This window comes from Dinghuibacter sp., assembly GCF_035492835.1.
Lineage (GTDB): Bacteria > Bacteroidota > Bacteroidia > Chitinophagales > Chitinophagaceae > Dinghuibacter.
The window spans coordinates 15034-35470 of record NZ_DATJIY010000122.1 but is presented as its reverse complement, the minus strand read 5'-3'; the positions used below and the strand labels follow the sequence as shown (position 1 = coordinate 35470).

Sequence of the window (20437 nt, the reverse complement as noted above, 5' to 3'; positions counted from 1 at the left end):
AAACGGGGTAAAAGAGGCACCCCACCCCTCTTCCTTCTGCCGGCAGGCCTATGCCGGCCTGTGCTAGTTCACTTCGAGATCGTCTTTCGCCGGTAAAGGCGGGAAGGGCGCATGCGGTTCCGTCTGGTACCAGAAGGCGACGGTCGCGATGTCGTCCTGGAGCGGAAGGTAGCGCCCTTCGCTGTGCCAGCCGAGGTCCTGGATAGTGACCTTGAGGTCCTTGTCAAAACGCACGGGGTCCTTGATGTGCCAGCGGTAGAGCCCGAAGCGCTGGGCTACGTTGTAGTGACCGTCGCCGCGGATGACCTGGGGGAGGCCGGAGTAGGGCGTGCAGAACTCGGTGTATTCGCTGGTTTCCTTTCCGGTGGCGTCCTTGTGGCGGCTGTCGAAGTCGTAGGCGCCGTTGAAGTAGTCCTCGGTGCCCGTGCCACAGATGGTGGGGAAGTCGGCGTCGCCGTCCATAAAGAACTTGATTTCGCCTTCACCCCACCAGCCGTTCTTGTTGGAACCGTAGGCCATATAGGTGCCCACGTACTGGCCCTTGCCCTTGACGCCGTCGAGGATGACGTGGTCGGTCTTATACTTCAGCGGGTTGTCCCGGCGGAACTGGGCGTGGAAATACGCCGCTTCCTTGGGCACCTCGGTCTCCACGTAGTCGACCTGGTAGTAGAGGTACATATCCCGCTGGTCCATGTTCTCCATGGTGATCTTGCACTTCTTGCGGTAGGGCATCGTCCAGTAGCAGTTGAGGCCGCTGCCGGGGTTGACGCAAACCGCGAGCGATGTCAGGGGGGAAAACTGGCCCCACCCCATCCCGAAGAAGTCGCCCACGGGGACCTCGACGGAAGGCGTGGTTTCGTCGTCCCAGTAGATGCGGAGGATAGAGAAACGCCAGTTGCCCGTGGGGGTCATCCAGATGTGCTGGATGGCGCCGGAGCCGCTGATCTCGGCCAGGGTGAAGGTGGTGTGCGACTTGATGACGACGCTTGGGCTGACCTTCCAGCCGCGGCCCAGGTCGCGGGAAGCGCCCGCGCCGGTGCCGGTGGTGGCCATGCCGGCTTTGCCTTTTTCGCCCGTAAAGTTCTCGGGACTGATCGAGCGGGTGCGGGCATCGGAGAGCATGTACAGGTTGTGCATGTTGACGTCGATGCCGTTAAAGGTTTGCGCCTTGACGGCGGCCGGGGAAAGAGCGCCCGCGGCCCACAAGAGGGCGCCGGCGGCGAAAAAGCGAATGGGTCTTTTCATGCGAATGTAGTTTATGGGACGCGCTAGTATCCTGGGTTTTGTTTGTATACTCCGTATGAATAATTCATTTGCGGCTGGGGGATCGGCATATATTCATCCCTGCCGGCGGTGAAGTGACCATCCTTCATCCAGCCCCGGCCGCGCGGCATTTCCTTCGCAAAATACGTATTTAAGGCGTCGGCGGCGATGCCCCAGCGGACGAGGTCGTACCAGCGCTCGCCTTCCATGGCGAATTCGAGGCGGTCCTCCCATTGTAGCGCCTGCCAGGCGAAGGCGTTATTCCAGGTGCAGTTGACGCCGTCCTGGTAGAGGGATATCTTATACGGGAGCGACGGCTGGCCATTGGCGAAGACCAGCAGCGACTGGCTGTTCGCGGCACGCTGGCGGATCTGGTTGATGATGGGCAGGGCTTCGGCTTCACGACCCAGCTGGATCAGGATTTCCGCCTTTTCGAGGAGCACCCGGTCGTACCGGACGGCGGACTCGTTCTTGGCGTTGTACATCCAGAATAAGTTCACCAAGCCTTCGTCGCTGGTCTGTACGTTCTCCTTGAGGGAGTTCATGTATCCGTAGACGTCCGGCGTCCGGGAGCCGGTGCTGTCGAAGAGGATGTTGGTTTGGTATTTCCATGGCAGACCGGGTATCGCCACGGTGTGGCTGATCCGCGGGTCCCAGGTGTTGCCGTTGAAGTAGGTGTTCTTGTCGGTGATCTCGGCGTCGTTGTAGGTGGTGTACAACGGCAAGCCGTTGGCATCCACCCTGAAGGCGTTGACCATGGTGTAGCTGGCCTTGTGGAAGTCGCAACAGCTGAAGTACGGCGGCCACCACGGCGCGTTGAGCGGGGTGCCGGCGTTGGTGTTCCCGTTGAGGGTGCCGTCGTCGTAGCTGTATTTCCACTCCCAGATGATCTCCGAGTTGCTCCCATCGAAGGACGTCAGGAAGTTGTTGGCGAAGTCCGGGGCGAGTCCGAACTGGTTGCTGTTGATGATGTCGTCGAGGTAGGTCATCGCCTGCGTGAGGCGGGCCTGGTTGATGTTGATGACCTTATTGCTGGCGTCCTCTTCATAGGCCATCCACATCAGCACGTAGGCGGCTTCGCCTTCCGCGGCGTATTTGGTGGCCCGGCCCTGGTCGGCCTGGGTGGTCGGGAGGTCCTGCGCGGCGGCGGTCAGGTCGTCCAGGATGTGCTGCCAGATGAAAAGGTCGCTGGTGGCGGTATCCGGGTGGTTGGGGATCTTGGCGATCGAGTCGTTGGTGACCGTTTCGTCGAAGTAGGGGATCCATTTGTACCAGCGTTTGAGCTGCATGAACATATACCCGCGGAGGAAGCGCATCTCGGCGATGCGCTGGGTCTTGAGCGGGTAGGCGCTTTCATCGATACCGGCCAGGGCCCTCAGGGCGGTGTTGACCCGGGAAACCCCCTCGTACTGACCGTACCAGATGCCGTCGTTGTTGTCGACACTCGGGGTAGTCAGCGTGAAGACCTCCCACTGGTACCAGGCGGTCTGGTCGGTCAGCCCGCCCCCGCCCTTGTAGGCGTCGTCCGACTTGATGTCCGCCAGCCAGGGTTCCATCTTCTGGTTGATAATGGCTTCGTGCGGCTCCCAGGCATAGGCGGCCAGGACAAGCCCGTCCACGGTCGAAGGCGTCGTCACGTCCTCGGGTGTGATGGCGCCTTGCTGCGTGACGTCCAGGAAGCTTTTCTTGCAGGCGGCCAGCATAGCCAGCAACAGGCCCGCGTATATGATTCGTTTCATGATCGTTCGGGTTTTTAGAAGGAGAGATCGGCGCCCACTTTGAACACCTGGGGCCGGGTGTAAGGATTACTGTAGGAGCTGCCGTCGGGCGTCTCCGGATCGGGACCGGTAAAGGCCTTGTTTTTCAAGTTGATCAGGTTCTCCGCCATGAGGTAGAGGTGGCAGCGTTCCATCCCGATACCGGAGGCGACACGGTGGGGTATGGAATACCCGACCTGGATGTTCCGCATTTTCAGGTAACCACCGGGTTCCATGAAATACGTGGACGTACGCAGCTCGTTGTTGGCGTTGGTGAGGGACAGCGCCGGGATGGAGGAGTTGGGATTCTGCTGGCTCCATGCGCCAAGGATACGCGTGGGGTGGTTGAAACCGCTTTGCACCCATACGTTCCAGAAATCGCTGTAGCTCTTCCAGCCGTCGTTGACGGTATTACCGGCCAACCCCTGCCAGAACATCGAGAAGTCGAAGTTCTTGTAGTTCGCGCTAAAGGATATGCCGTATTCCACCTTGGGGTCCCAGCTGCCGATCCAGGTCTGGTCGTAGTTGAAGTCGACGTTACCGTCCGGTTTGCCACCCGGGCCGGAAAGGTCCTTGTACCGGATGCGACCCAGACCCTTCCCGGGCTGTACCGCGGAGTTATTGACGTCGTCCTGCGTCTTGAACAATCCCTGCGTGATAAAGCCGTAATACGAATCGAGGGGATGTCCCTGGATGTTGTCCCCCTTGAGGGCACTACCGCCGTACGTATAGAGGACCGACTGCGGGAGGCTGTTGATCACGTTCTGGTTGTGGGCGATGTTGCCGCGGACCGACCATGTGAGCTTGCGGTGCGGGTCGCTTTGATAGGCGAGGTCGAGCTCGATGCCCTTGTTGGTCATGTCGGCGGCGTTGTACCACTCGTAGGCGCCCTCACCGAGGGTCCCCAGGTACGGCGGCTGGTAGAGCATACCGTAGGTATTCTTCCGATAGACGTCGAGGCTACCGCTGAGGCGTTGGTTGAACAGGCCGAAGTCGACGCCGATGTTGGTTTGCGTGGTGGTTTCCCACTTCAGGTCGGGGTTCCCGGTGTGGGCTTTATAATAGCCGGACGGGAGGCTGCCGGTCTTTTGTCCCGTGATGGCGTAGGATGTGAAATTATAGTCGGCCAGGTAATACGTCTGGGTGGAACCGGTGGGGATATTGGAGTTCCCGTTCCGGCCCCAGCTTACCCGGAGCTTCAGGTCGGAGATGGTTTTCGAATCCTTCAGGAAGTCCTCCTGGCTCAACCGCCAGCCGGCGGAGGCGGCGGGGAACAACCCGAACCGGTTGTTGGCGCCGAACTTGGAGGAGCCGTCGTCACGGATCGACGCGCTGAGGAGGTACCTGGAATTGAAGGAGTAGTTGGCTTTTGCGAAGTAGGAAACGGTATTGAACGCGTCGCCGTTGCCCGTCACGGAAATATTACCGGTGGCGGTGCTCAGGTAGGCGTAGTTGTAGTTCTGGAACTGGACGTCCTGGCGGGTGGCGTCTGACGTGGTCGTGGTGTATTTCTGGGCCTCCATGCCGGCGATGGCGTCGAGGTTGTGCTTGCCTTTGGTGAGCTTGTAGTCCAGGGTATTCGTCCAGTCGAGCGTGGCCTCCTGCCAGTTCCATTGGTCTACGCTGCTGATCGGGTTGAACTTGCCGCCGGCCTCCTGGAAGGTGAACTGGATGGTCCGGTGGTCGCCTTCGGTATAGATCAGCCCCGCCTGGGTGTGCAATGTGAAATGCTGGAGGAAGTTGACATTCGCATATATGTCACCCACCACTTTTTTATAATTGTTCCCGTTGTCCTTGTTCAGGGTCAATTCACGGACGGGGTTCCAGAAGTCGTCCATACCCAAGGCTACGGCAGAGCCGCCCCATTGTCCATCGGCGGTTTTGACCGGGATGATGGAGGGTTCCACCAGCGCGTCGTGCATGACGTTCTGGTCGTTGATTTTCAGGGCTGATACCTCCACGTTCTCACCGACCACCAGGTGGTTGCCGATGACCTTGTAGGAGGAGTTCATCCGGGCGGAATAGCGCTTGTACCCGGTGTAGATCTGCGTCCCGTTGTTCTGAAAGAAGTTCAGCGCCAGCAGGGAGCTGGACCGGTCGGTACCGCCGGAAATGGTGATGTCCTGGTTGTTCTGTACCCCCAGCTGGGAAATGGCTTGAAGCCAGTTGGTGTTCGACGCCTGCATGGTGGAATCGGCGTTGAGGTACTGGACGGGTGTCACCTTGTTCAGTACGGGATGGGTGTAGTCGCCGTTCCAGTCGTAGTTATAGATGCGGGTAGCGATAGCGGGATCGACGCCGTCATTGACCGCGGCCTGCCACAGCGCCGTGCCGTACTGGATGGTATTCATCATGGGTTCCTTTTTCATCTGGTCGGCAAAGCCATAGGAACCGCTGTATGTGATCCGGGTCTTTCCCACCACGCCCTTTTTGGTTTCGATCAGGATAACCCCGGCCGCACCCTGGGCGCCGTAGATACTGGCGGAAGCGGCGTCCTTGAGCACCTGGAAGGAGGCGATGTTGTTCGGGTCGATGTCCCGGAGGTTGAGGCTTGTCGAAGGCATACCGTCGATGACGATGAGCGGGGAGGCTCCGTTGATGGAGGTCAGACCGCGGATCTGCACGCCGAGGTTGCTCGACGCGGGATTGCCGTCGGTGGTTATGTGCATCCCGGGGACAACGCCCTGTAAGGCGTCGAGGACGTTGGTGACGCCGTGGTTTTTGTTGAGCTCTTCCTGGGGCACCACGGAGATGGCGCCGGTAAGGTCCGCTTTGCGCTGGGTCATATAACCCGTCACCACCACTTCGTTGAGCGAAGCGGTAGCGGCGTTCTCGCCGAGCGTGATGTCGATGACGCCGGATTTTCCGACGAGGCTCTCCTGTGGACTCATACCCGCGTAAGAGAATTGGAGGACCTCGCCTTTTTTGGCCTTGATGGAATAGCGGCCGTCAGCCCCCGAAACGGTTCCGGTGGAGGTCCCCTTGATGGTAATCGATGCGCCCTCGATCGGGCGGGCGGTGGAATCGGTGATCCTGCCTGTCACCGTGAGCTGCTGGGCCACCAGGTAGAAAGGGCACAGGACAACGAGCAGAAGCAGTCCTATGCATGGTGGATAATACTTTCTCATAGACAATGAATCGTTTTTTAGTTAAGGTTTTTAGGAGTTAAGGTGTGCTTGCCTGATCTGCGTTTCTCGTCCTGATATGACAGCCTTGTCGACGGGAATTTGTCCGTATGCCACGTCCAGCGACGGGATGCCGTTGTGTAACCGGACGGTCCCGAATCCACTGTTGGTGGACAAAAAACTGGTGAAGTCGCCAATCCTGGAGTCGATGTACAGGGTCTTGTCGACGGCGTCATAGCGTACACCGGTGAGGCCCTCCAGCATCCCGTAGCTGGAGAGCGCCCGGGCGTACCAGTGACCGCACTCGTATTCGTTGAAGGGGTTGCGCACGCGGCCGTCGTAGCGCTCGCGGCAGGCGCGCACGATGTCCAACCCCGCCGCCACCTCGCCCATGAGCATGAGGTGCGTAGCCACCTGGTATTCGATGCCCGTCCAGACTTCGTTGCTGTACACGAAGGGCAGGGAGAGCTGTCCTCCCCGGGGCCAGGAACACAACAGGAGGCCGCCCTCGTTGCCCAGGGCATAGGTGGGGCGTTGCGGGTTGGCGTGGGTACGGAGATTTTTCCGAAAATTATGTGTGTAGACGGCCTTCAGGTGGCTGCGGATCTTGGTCTTGTCCACGGGATCGGGCAAGCCGCACATCCGGGCCAGCCAGGCGCCGATGATGCCATCGGAGAGACAACCGTCGCCGTACTGGTACTTGGGGCCTTCCTTCCGGAGCAGCGCCAGGGCCTCGGGCGTATACTCCGTATTATACGACTGGGCCTTGGTGGGGTCGGGCGCGCGCAGCCCTTGCCACTGGATGTGCTGGAAGAAATAGTCCCCGTTGAAGAGGTGTTCTTCGAGGTTGCGACGGCCGTTGTCATAAAGGGTTTCATAGCCCGACACGTCCCTGCCGATCGCCTTCCCCATGCGCGTGATGGCCAGGAGCGCGCCGAGGTAGTAGCTGGTCGCAAAGGCGGTGGCGCCCCAGAATTCGATGTCATAGGTGTTGTGGTGGGGTTCTTCGACAACCCCCTTCCGGCCGGGGTCCCAGGTCCGGATACAATAGTCGATGCTTGCCTGCGCTTTGGGGTAGAGCGATGCCATCCAGTCCTGATCCCCGCTGATACGCCATTCCCGGTAGACTTTCATGATACCGCCCAGCTGCCCGTCGGAGGCCGCGTGAAAGTCGTGCACCACCGGCGTGATCGGCAGGTTGGAGCGGAACATCTGGTGGCCTTCGGCGTTCTGGCTTACGTTGAACTCCGTTTCCCGGAGGCTGCGCTCGAGCCCGGGGAAGAGGTGGGATACCGCCTGGTTGTAGTTCCAGACGTGGGTACAGGAACCATGACAACTGCCCCAGCTGTCGCCGGTGCCTTCCCAGCACCAGAAGCGGCCGTCGTGCTGGCGGAGGACGGTGGTGGACTTCAGTATCGTCAGATTGGCAGCGATGGCTTCGATGACTTCCGGCGGCAGGCTGCTACGGTAAAATGTGTCCGTGAAAAGTTTTGTGCGTTCGCGGAGCAGTCCGTAATTCCCGCGCCAGTGGTCCGCTGTGGCTTGTATGCCGGCGAACTGGCTGCTGTACCAAGGTTTATGAAACTGGAGTAAGGGATCGGCCTCCACCTTCGGTTTGAAGGCGGGGTCTACGTTACCCATGGTTAATTTCGTGTTGGGCACATACCAGGCCATCAGGACCTTTATAGTCTTTTGGCCGTTGGGCACCAGTGTGAAGGGCACGAAGAGCGATGCGCCGGGCGCCCCTTCGGGTACGGCGGCGTTGCTGTTGGCGTCACCGTTTTCGATGGCCTTCCAGATCATCGTCAGGGGATCGAACCAGCCGCCTCTGAACCAGCAGGCGTCAACCACGGTGGCGTCGTCGGTGGTGAAGATGGCGAAGTCTCCTTGTTTTTGGGGATCTTTTTCGGTGCCCGCGGCGCTTAAAACGTATCCATTTTTGGTTAGCCCGATGCTGTTCTTCGTATCGGGCTGCTCCATGAAGTTGCGGCTGTTGTAGGAGAAGACGCAGTCACGGGGCCGGAGACCTTTGTTGGTAAAGCGGTATTCCAGGGCGATCATGGGCAGGCTCGAGGCGTCGGGGTCATTCGGGAAGAAGGGGCTCCACCCCGTAATCTCGACCGCAATGGGGAGATCGTCTGTAAGGCTGACAGTACCGAAGGGGAACCGGGCGTTGAATTCGGCGGATGCCATGCGGGGCAATCCCCAGGTGGCGCCCATCCCGCCCAGACCGGCGTCGTGCTGACCAAACCTTTTCCAGTCGGGGACGGGGCCTTCCAGTACGCGCGCGGCTGTGCCTTTTACGCAAAGCGCGGCGAACATCGCGGGCTCGTTAAAGACCTCCGGGTTGTTGCGGACCGACATGTGAGAGAGTGCGCCGGTGCCTTCGAGGCAACACATGCCGGCGCCGATGCCGCCCAGGGGGAAGGCGATGCGGTTGTTGTCCGGGCCGGCGTATTTTGTGTTGAACGGGCGCGCGGGCAGAGGCGCCGGCTCACCTGTCAATGCCCCCGGGGCAGCGATCGTCCCCAAACCGCTCAGCGCGGTCATCTTTAAAAAGTCACGACGATTGTTCATGGTGCATCGTTGTTTCGCTTTCGATATAGTCACCCAGGCGTTTATAGGCCCGGTAGCGTTTACGGTAGAGCTCCCGGCGTCCGGGATCGGGGGCATAGGTTTTGTCGAAGCCCTGACCCATCGCCGCCATGGCGTCTTCGACCTTTGCATAGTGCCCCGCGGCCACGGCGGCGAACATGGCGGCGCCGGCGGCGCAGGTCTGGTCGCTGGAGTGGATGCGGATGGGCATGTCGAGGACGTCGGCCATCACCTGCATGATGTAGGGGGATTTCCGGGCGATCCCCCCTACACCGATCAGCCCTTGTATGTCGACGCCTTCGGCGGCAAACCTTTCCGTGATCTTTTTGGCCCCAAAACACGTGGACTCCACCAGGGCGCGATAGACGCTAACGGCGTCGCTGGCCAGGTTCAACCCCCGGATGGCGCCCGTCAGATAGGGATTGGCGTCCGGGGTGCGGCGGCCATTGAGCCAGTCGACGGCGAGCTCGCTGTGCTCGTCGAAGGGCGCGGCGGCCGCGAGACGGTCGAGCTCGGGGAGGAGGCGGTCGGCGCCGCTATCCACCTGGAGCAGTCTTAAAGGCCAGGCCAGGACCTCCCTGAACCAGGCATACGTATCGCCAAAGGCGGACTGCCCCGCCTCGAGCCCCGTCATACCGGGGATGATGGAATCCTCCACCTGGCCGCAGATGCCCCTTACGGTCTTATCCCCGAGAACGCCCTGCGGTACGACGAGCATGTCGCAGGTCGAGGTGCCCATGACCTTGCTGAGGTGGTAAGGCTCGATTTGGCCGCCGACGGCGCCGACATGGGCGTCGAGGGCGCCGATACCGACGATGACGCTCGTAGACAGGCCGAGCTTTTCGGCCCATTCGGGAGAGAGGGCGCCGGAGGGTTGGCTGGTGAGCCAGGTATAGGGACCGAAACGTTCGGCGAAACCGGTCAAACGCGGGTCGAGCGCAGCGAACCAGTCGCGCGGCGGCAAACCGCCCCATTGCGCCGACCAAAGGGCCTTGTGCCCCGCGGCGCAGACGTTACGACGGATGGCATTCGCATCGGTCCCGCCCGTCAGCACGAACGGGAGCCAGTCGCTGTGCTCCACCCAGGCATAGGCGTGACGGCGCACGGCTTCGTCGGCCCTTATCACGTGGAGCAGCTTGGCCCAGAACCATTCGCTGGAGTAGATACCGCCGGCATACCGGAGGTACCCGCCGCCCTTTTCGTTGATCTCCGTCGCTTCCGCCGCGGAGGTATGGTCCTTCCACAGGACCACCATGGCATTGGGGTTGTGCTCGAGACCGGGGAGCATTGCCAGTGAGCGGCCCTGCGCGTCTACGGCCATCGGGGAGGAGCCGGTGGCGTCGATGCCGATGGCGGTGACGTGCAAGCCGCCGCCGGCCCTTTTGAGTACATCCCGGACGACAAAGGTCAGCCCCTCCAGATGATCCATTGGATGCTGGCGGAACTGGTGCTTGGTAGCGTCACAGTAGAGGCCGTCCCGCCAGCGTGGGAAATTAAACGTGCTGGACGCCATGACCTCGCCGTTGGCTGCGTTATTGAGCACCGCGCGAACCGAATCGGTTCCAAAATCCAATCCTATGACAAACGCTTCCTGCACGGCTATTGGTTAACAAGATTAAATGAATGTTGTCGTGGCCGGCATCCGGCGACGGCGTACCAGGCGATAAAGGCAAAACAGGCCAGCGGGATGAGGAAGGCCACGGACATCCCGTAGTTGTCGCCGATGGCCCCCATCAGCGGGGGACAGAACGCGCCCCCCGCGACCGCCATGACCAGGAAGGACGCCGCGCGTTTGGTGAGCGGACCCAGCCCGGCCAGCCCCAGGGCAAAGATGGTCGGGAACATCACGGACATAAAGAAGTAGGTCGAAAAGAGCGCGATGACGCTCAGCCAGCCGAGACGCGCCACGACGATGGCGGTCAGGCATACGTTGACCGTGGCATAGACCGCCAGCAACCGGCTGGGCCGGACGAACTTCATCAGCCACGCCCCCGACAGGCGGCCGATCCAAAAGGCCCCCATGCCCCCCAGGGCCAGTATCAGCGACGCGGCCTGCTCGGGTGTGGACGGCATAAACATCTGTCCGAAACTACCGAGGTGTTCCATGATGGCGCTGACGGATGCCTGCACGCCCGTGAGCGTTTCGGTGACGTAGTTGATAAAAAAGGAATTGACGCCGGTTTGAGCTGCCACGTACAGAAACTGGGCGATCACGGCAAAGACGAAGACCGGGTGGTTGAGGAGTTCTTTTAAGGGTGCGTTGCTCGATATCCCTTCGTCGTTGTCCTCCTGGATGGCGGGCAACCGGGTGATGGAAAAAAGCGCCGCCACGCCCAGCACGATCGCCCCGACCCACATATACGGCGGGATCATCGAGGAAAACTCGTTCCCCTGTCCCTTTTGGACGGCGCCCAGGATACAGCGGCCGCCGATGAGCGGTCCCAGTATCCAGCCGAGACCGTTAAAGGACTGGGCGATGTTGATACGCCGGGCCGCGCCGTTGGGCGGTCCCAGGACCGTGGTATAGGGGTTGGCGGCGGTTTCGAGGACGGACAGGCCACAAGCCAGGATGAAGAGCGCGCACAGGAAGGGAATAAACGCCTCCAGCCGGGCCGCGGGATAAAACAGGAACGCGCCGGCGGCAAAGAGTCCCAGTCCAAGCAGGATGCCCTTTTTGTAGCCATGCTTCTTCATGAATATCCCCGCGGGCGCGGCCATCACCAGGTAGCCGATATACAGCGAAAACTGGATGAAACCGGACTCCATCTTGGAGACATGGAGTATATTCTGGAAGTGTTTGTCGAGCACGTCCAGGAGACCGTGGGCGAAGCCCCACAGCAGGAAAAGACTCGTGACGAGGGCGAAGGGGACGAGGTAGCTCGTGCCGTCGGCGGACCGCAAAAGTGAGCCGCGGCGGCCTGTGGCGCCCGATGTTTTATATGGTGTCGGTGCGATCATGTTCTTAAGCGTATAAGGGTCCATAAGCGGCGCAGGCGCGATAGTCGCCGCCCTCGCCCTTTTCCGCGGTTCCGAAGGCGGTCCAGGCGCTGGGTCTGAAGACGCGCGGTTCTTCCACGTTGTGCATGCACACCGGGATGCGCAGCATCGACGCCAGCGTAATCAGCTCGTGACCGGTATGACCGTAGCCGATGGCGCCGTGGTTGGCGCCCCAGCTGGCCATGACGGTATAGACATCCCGGAAGGCGCCTTCGCCGGTGAGGCGGGGCACGAACCAGGTGGTCGGCCAGGTGCGGTCGGTCCGCTCGTCGAGCGTCTGGTGCACCTTTTCGGGGAGGTCGATGGTGTATCCCTCGGCGATCTGGAGCACGGGTCCCACGCCCCTTACCAGGTTGAGCCGGCACATCGTCACGGGCATCCCGCCCCGGGTGACGAACTGGGAAGAGTAACCGCCGCCCCTGAAATACCCGTTGGCCGCGGGATACCAGGTGGTGGCCTGTAAACAGGCGTCGGCTTCTTTTTCACTGATCTCCCAGAACGGTTTCATCACCGGTTTACCATCGCGCTCCTGGCGGCCGCTGCCGTCGAGCGTGGCCGAGCCCGAGTTGATGAGGTGAATAAAACCGCCTGCCGCGGCGCCGTTCGGTTTCCATCCCGTCACCCGCGCTACGGCGTCGGGACTCCAGTAGGTGCGGACGTCGGCGAATATCTGCGCGGTATTGGTCAGGAGCTGACCGAAGAGCATGCTCACGCCGTTCAGCGAATCGTTCTCGGTAGCCACGGTATAGGGCGCCCGGACGCCGTTCCAGTCGAACGAAGAGTTGAGGATGGCTTCGGAGAAATCCCCGTTGGGTTTGAAGTCGGTCCACTGGCGCTGGCCCTGGAAACCGCCGACCAGCGCGTGGTGACCGAGCGCTTCTTCCCCAAAACCCATCTCCTTGAGCTTGGGGTTGCCCGTCATCAGGTCGCGGATGATCATCGTCATCTGCACTACGGTTTCCCAATCCTTATCCTTCTGGTCCCGCGGGAACTGTTTGGCTTTGTCGTTGAAGTCCTGGCCTTCCTTGCAATGCTTCTTTGTCCAGGCGAGGGCCTTTTTGAATTCGTCCTTGTCGAAGATGCCCTTTTCGATACGGCGGGCTACTTCGGAGGAATCCACCCATTCGTTCCGCATACCCAGGTACTGCTGGAAGAATTCCGCGTTGACCATCGAGCCCGCGATCCCCATCGAAACCGTGCCGATGGCCAGGTAGGCCTTGCCACGCATCAGGGCCACGGCAAGACCCGCCCGGGCGAAGCGCAATAGCTGCTCGCGCACGTCGGCGGGGATGGCTTCGTCACCCAGGTCCTGGACGTCCCGGCCGTAGATGCCAAAAGCCGGCAGCCCCATCTGGTTATGGGCGGCCAGCGTCGCCGCCAGATAGACCGCGCCGGGACGCTCGGTCCCGTTAAAACCCCAGATGGCCTTTGGCCAGAAGGGGTGCATGTCCATCGTTTCCGTACCATAGCACCAGCAGGGGGTTACCGACAGGGACACGCCTACGCCGGTCGTTTCGAACTTCCGGGCACAGGCGGCGGCTTCCTGCACGCCTCCTATACAGCTATCGGCAATGACACATTCCACCGGGCTCCCATCGGGGTACCGGAGCGTATCCGCATATAATTTTGCCACGTTCCTGGCCATCTGCATCGTGACCGTTTCCAGGGATTCGCGTACGCCACCCAGGCGTCCGTCAATGACGGGGCGGATCCCAATCCTGGGATATTGCTCATTCATCATATGTGTATCGTGCTAAAGGTTTATAAGGCCGTCTTTATCGTGTCGAGTGAAACGCCCAACAATTTGCGGCTGATCCGGTCGAGGCCGGCCCGGTCGCCGGTAAAGTGAAATACGCTGTGCCAGTGTGTAAGGGAATGACCAGGCGGTAGGAAGGCCGCGGCGGATACGCTCTCCATTTCGTAAAATGGTCCCATCTGGCTGCCGTCCGCCAGCGGGCCATCGTTATAGGCGTTCATCGCATCCCCGCTAAAGGGCGGCTTCACCGTATTCCACTCCTGGTTGAGGTAGCGGCCCAGCGGGTCGACGTCGAACTGGATGATCGTCAGGATGCCGTTCTCCGCGTCATAGCTGCCGGCGACGTTGGTGGCCCGGGCGGGGTGTATGCCCAGCTTACCCCGGGACTTACCGTCGGCTTTGAAGAACAGCACGCCGTTCTCGTATTTGATCCGGTCGGCGGCTATTTCGCCAAAGTAGTCGGTGGTAGCCGGCTTGGCGTTGACGCCGTCTTGCTTGTAGGGAATGACGATGGTCGTCGAAGGGGAGGGCTTGAACATATCCAGGATCCAGACGCAGGGCATGCCCGTTGCTTCGGTCCAGGCGTCGCTGCCGGTGTTGGTCAGGACGTTTTCCGTCCGGTACCCCACGACCTTTATGCTGCTATCGGGACCAAGTTGTAGCAGGCTGTCGATACCGCCGGGCTCCAGGAGCTTTACGCCGCGGCGTATGTGGAGCGACAGGGGTGTGCCCGCAAAGCTCGTCAGGCGCATGTCCTTCTCCATCGTCGCACCGGTGGGGGAATGGTCTGTTAGCTGCCAGGACTCGGTGTCGAAGGCGGCAGGGGTCTTCCAATGCGTAAAGGTCATGCTGTCGCCTTTGGCAAAGAAAAGGGAGAAACGCCCGCCTTCGGGTCCCAGCCACAAACGGTTCTCGCCCCCGTAGGCGTTCATGTGCGCGTCCGGCGGGCCGTCGAACGCCTTGTAGTGTACCCAGCCAAAGCTGGTCCCGGTGTCGCCCTCCGCTGTGGAGGTAAACACCTTCGCCTGATAGCGCGGAGACACGAGGATGGCGGCGTCGCCCCGCCTCAGGACGACCAACCCGCTGTCGTGTTGCTGGAGAAAGTGGAGATCATAGGCAAAAGAGCCTTCTTTGGGCGACGTTGCGGCCGGCGCCGCGGTCTCCGTCGTCTGGTTGCAAGCAATTCCTGACATGGCGGCAATCATTGTTAGGGTGAACAAAAGTCTATTCATATAGGCAAAAGCATTCGTTAAACGATTAACACTATGAGCAAAAAAAAACTAACCTACCATTTTTGTCGCTACAGCGCCACAACTGGCCCCGGAAACCAGGTCCGATCCCACCACGATTTCTTCCGTTTTATGTTTTTTATCCTTGATGTGCCTGAGGAGCAGGCCCACCGCTTCCATCCCCATGTCGGGCAGCGACTGCCGGATGTGGGTAATAGGTACGTAGAACAGGTCGAACGCGTCGCTTTCGTCAAAGCTGACGACGCCGAGGTCGTCCGGAATCCTGAGCCCCATGCGGTTGAGCTGTTTGAGCCCTTCGATGGCCAGGGAGTTGGTCGAAAAAAGGATGGCGTCCACGCCCACACCCGGTTGCAACCGCGCCAACCCTTCCCGCACTTCCGACTCCAGCCGTTGATACGAGGCCTTGATCTGCCATTCATCCTGCGGCGCGACGCCGTGGTCTATCAATGCCTGCCGGTAGCCCCTTTCGCGTTCCTTTATGTGCTCCATGCCGCTCCGGTAGGATATCAAGGCGATGCTGCGCCTCCCCGACTTGAGCAGGCAATCCGCCGCGGCATACCCCGCTCCAAAATTGTCGATACGGATGTTATCGGTGGGGATGTCGGGAAAATACCGGTCTATCAATACAAACGGCATCTTTTTCTTTTGCAGCATCTTGACCTGGGCCTCCGTTCCGGCCGGTGGCGCGATGATCAAACCGTCCACCTGCCGGTTCAGGAAGGTGTCGATCAGGTCCTGCGACTTCTCCACGCTTTCGTCGCTGCTGCCGAATATGACCGTGTAGCCGTGCTGCTTGGCGGTGTCTTCGATGATGCGTGCGATGTGCGCAAAGAAAGGGTTGGATATATCGGCCACGATCAGACCCAGGGTGCTGGTCTTACCGCTTTTCAGGCTCCGGGCGATGAGGTTGGGCTGGTAGCCCAGCTCCTTGGCTGCCTTATTTATCTTGGCTTCCATTTCGCTGCTGACGCGGCCCTTTTTGCCACTCATGACATAGGAGACCACGGCGATGGACACGCCCAGGTGGGCGGCGATGTCCTTCATGGAAGTTTTCTTTACCATAGTGGGGCTAAGGTATGTTAAACGTTTAACATGGGCAAGGTTTTTTTTGGATTTTTTTGCCCGGGCGGGGCGGTTGGATAGTTTCGCGGCCGGGTTTTGCTGCGCAAAAAAACGGCCGTGAAACTATCCAACCGCCCCGCCCTGTCGGGCTTATTCTTCGGGTGGGGTGGGGGTGTCCTGCTGATCCGGTTTGTCTTTTTTGAATTCCAGGTGGCCGAATTTCCAGGTGAAGTTTAGGCCGAAGGAGCGGAAGGGGACTTGGCGGAGGCTATTTAAGGTGAATCCCTGGCCGCTGAGGGCGGTGGCCTGGTTCACGTAGGCGTTGAAGGGGTTTGTGGTCGTGAAGGCGAGGCTGGCTTTTTTGTGCCGGAATTGTTTGCGGGCGGCGATGTTGTAGGTAGTGAAGGAGGGGTAGCGGCCTTGGATTTCATTCCTTGATGAATTGAAATTGCCGAAGAATTCCAGGACGAAGGTGTTGGTGAGCTGGTAGGTGGCGTTGAGGTTGATGCGGTAGTTGATGCTGGTGATGGGGGCGGCGTCCAGGGTTCCGGCTACGATGTAGCGATGGAAGAAGGAAAGGTTGGTGCGGAGGTTGAGCTTTTTCGTCACGGGGACGGAGCCGTAGACGTTGAGACCGATGTTGGTTTCGGAGCCGACGTTCATCGGGGTGCTGACGGAGACAGCGGTGTAGGTGGTGTCGCCGAGGGTGAACTGGTCGTAGTATTGGATATAGGGTTGGATGTCGTGGGTGTTGCGGCGGTAGAAGGCGGCGACGTTGAGGACGCTGCCTTCGGTAAAGGACTTGCTGTAGGTGAGCTCGAAGTTATTGCCGATCTCCGGTTGGAGAAAAGGATTGCCACGGACCAGATTCTTTGGATCCGTGGCGTTGACGTATGGGTTGAGGGAACGGTAGTCGGGGCGCTCGATGCGGTGGGTGTAGCCGAACTTGAGCTGCTGGTCGTGCGGGAAGTCGTGGGCCAGCAGGACGGAGGGGGTGAAAGTGTTGTAGCCCGGGATGCTGGTTCCGGGAGACTTGGAAAAAACGGCGTCGGTTTCGGTGCGCTCGTAGCGCAGACCGGCGCGGGCGTCGAGGTATTTTGTCAGCGGGAACGATAAGGAGGCGTAGCCGGCGTATACGCGGCGTTTGTAGGACAGGGCGCTGGACTGGGCGGTGTCGTAGACGTTGCCGAGGTCGTAGACGGGGGAGTTGCTGGTGATGTTCCGGACCTGGACGCGGCCACCGGTTTCGAGCTTGACCTTTTGCGTCAGGGGCTGGGTGTAGTCGACGCGGAGGTTGGTTTCGTGGTCGCGGCCTGTGCTCGTGCCGCTGGTCCCGGCAAAGGTGGAGTCGCCCGAGGGCAGGCTTTGGGTGGTCGCATAGGCCGACGTGTTCCAGCCTTCGCTGCCATCGAGGGATACGTCGAGCTCCTGGTCTTCGCGGTCGAAGGTGCGCTTGTAGCGGAGGTTCCAGTCCAGCGACGTGGCGCGGAAATGGTTGCTGCCAAGCACGAGGGAAGGTACCACGCCGGTTTGGTATTGATTCGTAGAGCCGTTGTTGTGATTGCCGAAGTCGTCAAAACCAAGACTGCCGGAAAGGTTGTCGTGCTTGGCGATGGCCCATTCGGCGCCGAGACCCGATTCGAAACCGTTGCGCAGGAAGCGGCTGCTGCCTTGTTGCGAGAGCGTGCCCACCAGGTGCCCCAGGGAGTCGAAGGCGTCGCGGGTAGACGTGGTATGGGTTTCGGAGGGCAACTGGGCGTTCCCGCTAAAGAAAGCATTTAGACCGAGTTTTCCGTGTTTGGCGTTGAGGTTGAACGAGCCGTTCTGCAGACGGGAGCCGCCGGTAAGGCTGAGGTTCCCGTTGATGCCGTTGATCTTGTTGTCCTTCAGGACGATGTTGATGATGCCGGCGGTGCCTTCGGCGTCGTACTTGGCGCCGGGGCTGGTAATGACCTCTACGCTTTTGATCTGGCTGGCCGGGATCGACTGGAGGGCGTCGGCGAGGTTGTTGCCAAAGATACTGGAGGGTTGACCGTTGATAAGGAACAGGATGTTGCCGTTACCCATGAGCTGCACGTTGCCGTCCACGTCCACGGAGACCATGGGCACCTTTTTCAGGATGTCGGTGGCGACCCCGCCGAGCGTGGTTACGTCCTTCTCCGCATTGTATACGAGCTTGTCCAATTTGTTCTGGATGAGGTCCCTGGGGGCGGTTATGGTAACGGCCTGGAGGTCCACGGCCTTTTTGGACAGGAGGATATCACCCAGGGAGCCGGGCTTTGCTACAAGGGTTTTGGCGCCGTAGCTGATGCAGCCGATGGTCAACGTATACGTACCGGAGGGCGCCTCCAGGGTGAAATTGCCCTTTGCGTTGGTGACAGCGCCGAGCTTGGGACTGACGGTGACGGTGGCGTATTCGATCGGTTGACGGGTTGCCGAATCCAATACGCGGCCGGTGAAGCGGAGGGTCTGGGCGTGGGCGGCGCCGGGGCCCGCGGTCAATCCCAAAAGCAAGATGAATCTCAAAAATTGCATACGGGGCGCAAGCTACGGCGGCATTCTGGGGAAATTTTGAGGCGCGCGATGGGCCTGGGGCGCGGATTTTGGCCGAAGGCAGCGCCCGGAGCCGCGCCGAATGCGGCTAAATTCAGAATGTCTTCAGAATGCAGGTGGATATTGCGAAGGGAATCTCACTATGCGCATTTTGATCGTGGAGGACGAGAAGGAGCTGTCCAGGAGTATCGTCGCTTATCTTAAGAGGGAAAACTATGTCTGCGACGTCGCGGATACGGTAAGTAGCGCCCTGGACAAAACAGACTCGTTCGACTATGACTGTATCGTGCTCGACATTTCGCTGGTGGACGGCAATGGCTTCCAGTTATTGAGGGAGCTCAAGACGAACAACCGGGCGGATGGCGTCATCATCCTTTCTGCCCGGGATTCGCTCGACGACCGCGTGACGGGGCTCAACCTGGGCGCGGACGACTACCTCTCCAAACCGTTCCACCTGTCGGAGCTGAATGCGCGCATCGCCGCGCTGATCCGCCGCAAGCGTTTCCAGGGAAACCGTAACCTCGTCTATAACGAATTGTTTATCGACCTGTACGCCAAAACGGTAACGGTCCACGGGAATAACGTGGGGCTGACGCGCCGGGAATTCGACCTGCTGCTCTACCTGGTATCCAACAAAGACCGGGTGATCTCCAAGAACGCCATAGCGGAAAACATCTCCGGGGACAGCGGGGCCAGCTTTGACAACTTCGACTTCCTGTATTCGCACATGAAGAACCTCAAAAAGAAACTGGCCGCGGCCGGTTGCCGTGACTACATCCGGTCGGTCTACGGCATGGGGTACAAATTCACGTCATGAGGCTGCTGCAAAAGACGATCCGCAGCTACCTCGGGTATTCGGTATGTCTCCTGCTGGTAACGATACCGGTATCCTACTTTGCGGTTGGGGTAGCCGTCCGCGCGGACACGGATGAGCACCTGGTGGCCACCCGCACCATCGCGCAGCGTAAAATCCTCCAGGCAATAAGGTCGGGCGCGCTGTCCGGTATCAGTTTCGCCGACCAGGACGTAAGCCTGCGTCCTTCCGACGACCCACGTTCCTTCGAACGATTTATCAACCGGGATATCTATGATTCGGTTATCGGGGAAGTCGTGCCCCGCCGTATCCTTCAGACCAACTTCCTCGCGGATGGCAAGCCCTACCTGCTTCAGGTCACCGACTCGATGGTGGACCGCGATAACCTGATACTGAGTATCGTTCTCGTTCAGTCGATCTTGCTGGTGCTCCTGCTGGTCGGTCTCCTCCTCATCAACTGGCGGCTGGCGCGAAACATCTGGAACCCTTTCTATAAATCCCTGGAGCGGCTGCGGCAGTACAGGCTCGATCAGCCCCAGCCGCTGGCGCTCGACCGGTCCACGGTCAATGAGTTTAACGACCTCAACCGATCGCTGCGGGAATTGACGGAGCGCGCCCGGAGTACCTACCTCGCCCAAAAGGAATTCACGGGGAACGCTTCGCACGAAATCCAAACGCCGCTGGCCATATTCCAAACCAAGCTGGAATTGCTGATGCAGACCAACCCGCTGAACGAAGAACAGGCAGGGCTGATCGGCGACCTGGAGGGTGCCAGCCAGCGCCTGGCAAGACTTCACCGCAGCCTGGTATTGCTCACGCGAATCGATAACCAACAGTTCCCCGACACCGAGCCCATCGGGCTAAAAGCGGTTGTCACAAAATGCCTGGCGTCCATGAACGTTCAATCAGTTTCCCTGGAAACGGACTTTCGGGACGACCCGCTGGTCCAGGCCAATCGCTCGCTCATGGAAATAATGGTTGGTAACCTCCTCCACAATGCCTGGCGGCACAACATAGCCGGCGGGCTCGTCCGGGTCACCATCAGGGACCGTGAGCTGGTGATCCAAAACACCGGGAAGAACGGGCCGCTCGACAACGACCGGATTTTCCAGCGGTTCTATAAAGAAAGTACCGATCCGGGCAGTCTGGGGCTTGGCTTACCCATCGTGCGCCAGATCGGTACGTTATACGGCTGGGAAACGAGTTATGCGTATATCGGCGGATTACACAGCTTCCGGCTCAGCATATCTCCCAATGGTTGAAGG

Annotated in this window: 12 protein-coding genes; 2 read left to right on the top strand and 10 right to left on the bottom strand. The window is 60.0% G+C overall.

The window, feature by feature from the left end; translation table 11 throughout:
- Positions 1–63: 63 nt before the first annotated feature.
- From VL547_RS11285 to VL547_RS11240, 10 genes are all read right to left on the bottom strand, one after another.
- Entirely contained in the window at positions 64–1245 is a 1182-nt protein-coding gene (locus tag VL547_RS11285) for a glycoside hydrolase family 172 protein (protein ID WP_325577775.1), read from the bottom strand.
- Positions 1246–1268: 23 nt separating this feature from the next.
- On the bottom strand, positions 1269–3002 hold the full coding sequence (locus tag VL547_RS11280; protein ID WP_325577774.1) for a RagB/SusD family nutrient uptake outer membrane protein: 1734 nt from the start codon (positions 3000–3002) through the stop codon (positions 1269–1271).
- Positions 3003–3016: 14 nt separating this feature from the next.
- Complete coding sequence (locus tag VL547_RS11275) at positions 3017–6148, bottom strand: TonB-dependent receptor (protein ID WP_325577773.1); 3132 nt, start codon at positions 6146–6148, stop codon at positions 3017–3019.
- Positions 6149–6178: 30 nt separating this feature from the next.
- Complete coding sequence (locus VL547_RS11270; protein ID WP_325577772.1) at positions 6179–8722, bottom strand: GH116 family glycosyl hydrolase; 2544 nt, start codon at positions 8720–8722, stop codon at positions 6179–6181.
- Positions 8706–10337 (bottom strand): ribulokinase, encoded by a 1632-nt coding sequence (locus tag VL547_RS11265; RefSeq protein WP_325577771.1) that lies wholly within the window; start codon positions 10335–10337, stop codon positions 8706–8708. Before VL547_RS11265 ends, VL547_RS11270 begins: the two co-directional genes overlap by 17 nt.
- Positions 10338–10339: 2 nt before the next feature.
- Positions 10340–11698: an L-fucose:H+ symporter permease gene (fucP, locus tag VL547_RS11260; protein ID WP_325577770.1), complete on the bottom strand. Its 1359-nt coding sequence runs from the start codon at positions 11696–11698 to the stop codon at positions 10340–10342.
- 4 nt (positions 11699–11702) lie between these two features.
- The gene (locus VL547_RS11255) at positions 11703–13478 is read right to left on the bottom strand and encodes an L-fucose isomerase (protein ID WP_325577769.1); all 1776 of its coding nucleotides are present in this window, start codon (positions 13476–13478) and stop codon (positions 11703–11705) included.
- A 20-nt stretch (positions 13479–13498) separates the two neighbouring features.
- A complete protein-coding gene (locus VL547_RS11250; protein WP_325577768.1) occupies positions 13499–14686 on the bottom strand; it encodes a DUF6786 family protein in 1188 nt (395 codons plus the stop codon).
- Between the two features lie 87 nt (positions 14687–14773).
- Positions 14774–15805, bottom strand: a complete 1032-nt coding sequence (locus VL547_RS11245) for a LacI family DNA-binding transcriptional regulator (protein ID WP_325577767.1) — start codon at positions 15803–15805, stop codon at positions 14774–14776.
- A gap of 150 nt (positions 15806–15955) precedes the next feature.
- A complete protein-coding gene (locus VL547_RS11240; protein ID WP_325577766.1) occupies positions 15956–18340 on the bottom strand; it encodes a TonB-dependent receptor domain-containing protein in 2385 nt (794 codons plus the stop codon).
- Positions 18341–18500: 160 nt separating this feature from the next.
- Here VL547_RS11240 and VL547_RS11235 point away from each other — a divergent pair, with 160 nt between their 5' ends.
- A complete protein-coding gene (locus VL547_RS11235) occupies positions 18501–19175 on the top strand; it encodes a response regulator transcription factor (protein ID WP_325577765.1) in 675 nt (224 codons plus the stop codon).
- Positions 19172–20434 carry a HAMP domain-containing sensor histidine kinase gene (locus VL547_RS11230; protein WP_325577764.1) on the top strand — a complete coding sequence of 421 codons (1263 nt, stop codon included), beginning with the start codon at positions 19172–19174 and terminating at the stop codon, positions 20432–20434. Before VL547_RS11235 ends, VL547_RS11230 begins: the two co-directional genes overlap by 4 nt.
- The last annotated feature ends 3 nt before the right edge of the window (positions 20435–20437 follow it).

Coding starts and splice junctions, on each gene's coding strand:
- VL547_RS11230 (WP_325577764.1), top strand. CDS start 19,172: ATGAGGCTGCTGCAAAAGACGATCCGCAGCTACCTCGGGTATTCGGTA.
- VL547_RS11280 (WP_325577774.1), bottom strand. CDS start 3,002: ATGAAACGAATCATATACGCGGGCCTGTTGCTGGCTATGCTGGCCGCC.
- VL547_RS11275 (WP_325577773.1), bottom strand. CDS start 6,148: ATGAGAAAGTATTATCCACCATGCATAGGACTGCTTCTGCTCGTTGTC.
- VL547_RS11245 (WP_325577767.1), bottom strand. CDS start 15,805: ATGGTAAAGAAAACTTCCATGAAGGACATCGCCGCCCACCTGGGCGTG.
- VL547_RS11255 (WP_325577769.1), bottom strand. CDS start 13,478: ATGATGAATGAGCAATATCCCAGGATTGGGATCCGCCCCGTCATTGAC.
- fucP (WP_325577770.1), bottom strand. CDS start 11,698: ATGATCGCACCGACACCATATAAAACATCGGGCGCCACAGGCCGCCGC.
- VL547_RS11240 (WP_325577766.1), bottom strand. CDS start 18,340: ATGCAATTTTTGAGATTCATCTTGCTTTTGGGATTGACCGCGGGCCCC.
- VL547_RS11250 (WP_325577768.1), bottom strand. CDS start 14,686: ATGTCAGGAATTGCTTGCAACCAGACGACGGAGACCGCGGCGCCGGCC.
- VL547_RS11235 (WP_325577765.1), top strand. CDS start 18,501: ATGCGCATTTTGATCGTGGAGGACGAGAAGGAGCTGTCCAGGAGTATC.
- VL547_RS11270 (WP_325577772.1), bottom strand. CDS start 8,722: ATGAACAATCGTCGTGACTTTTTAAAGATGACCGCGCTGAGCGGTTTG.
- VL547_RS11285 (WP_325577775.1), bottom strand. CDS start 1,245: ATGAAAAGACCCATTCGCTTTTTCGCCGCCGGCGCCCTCTTGTGGGCC.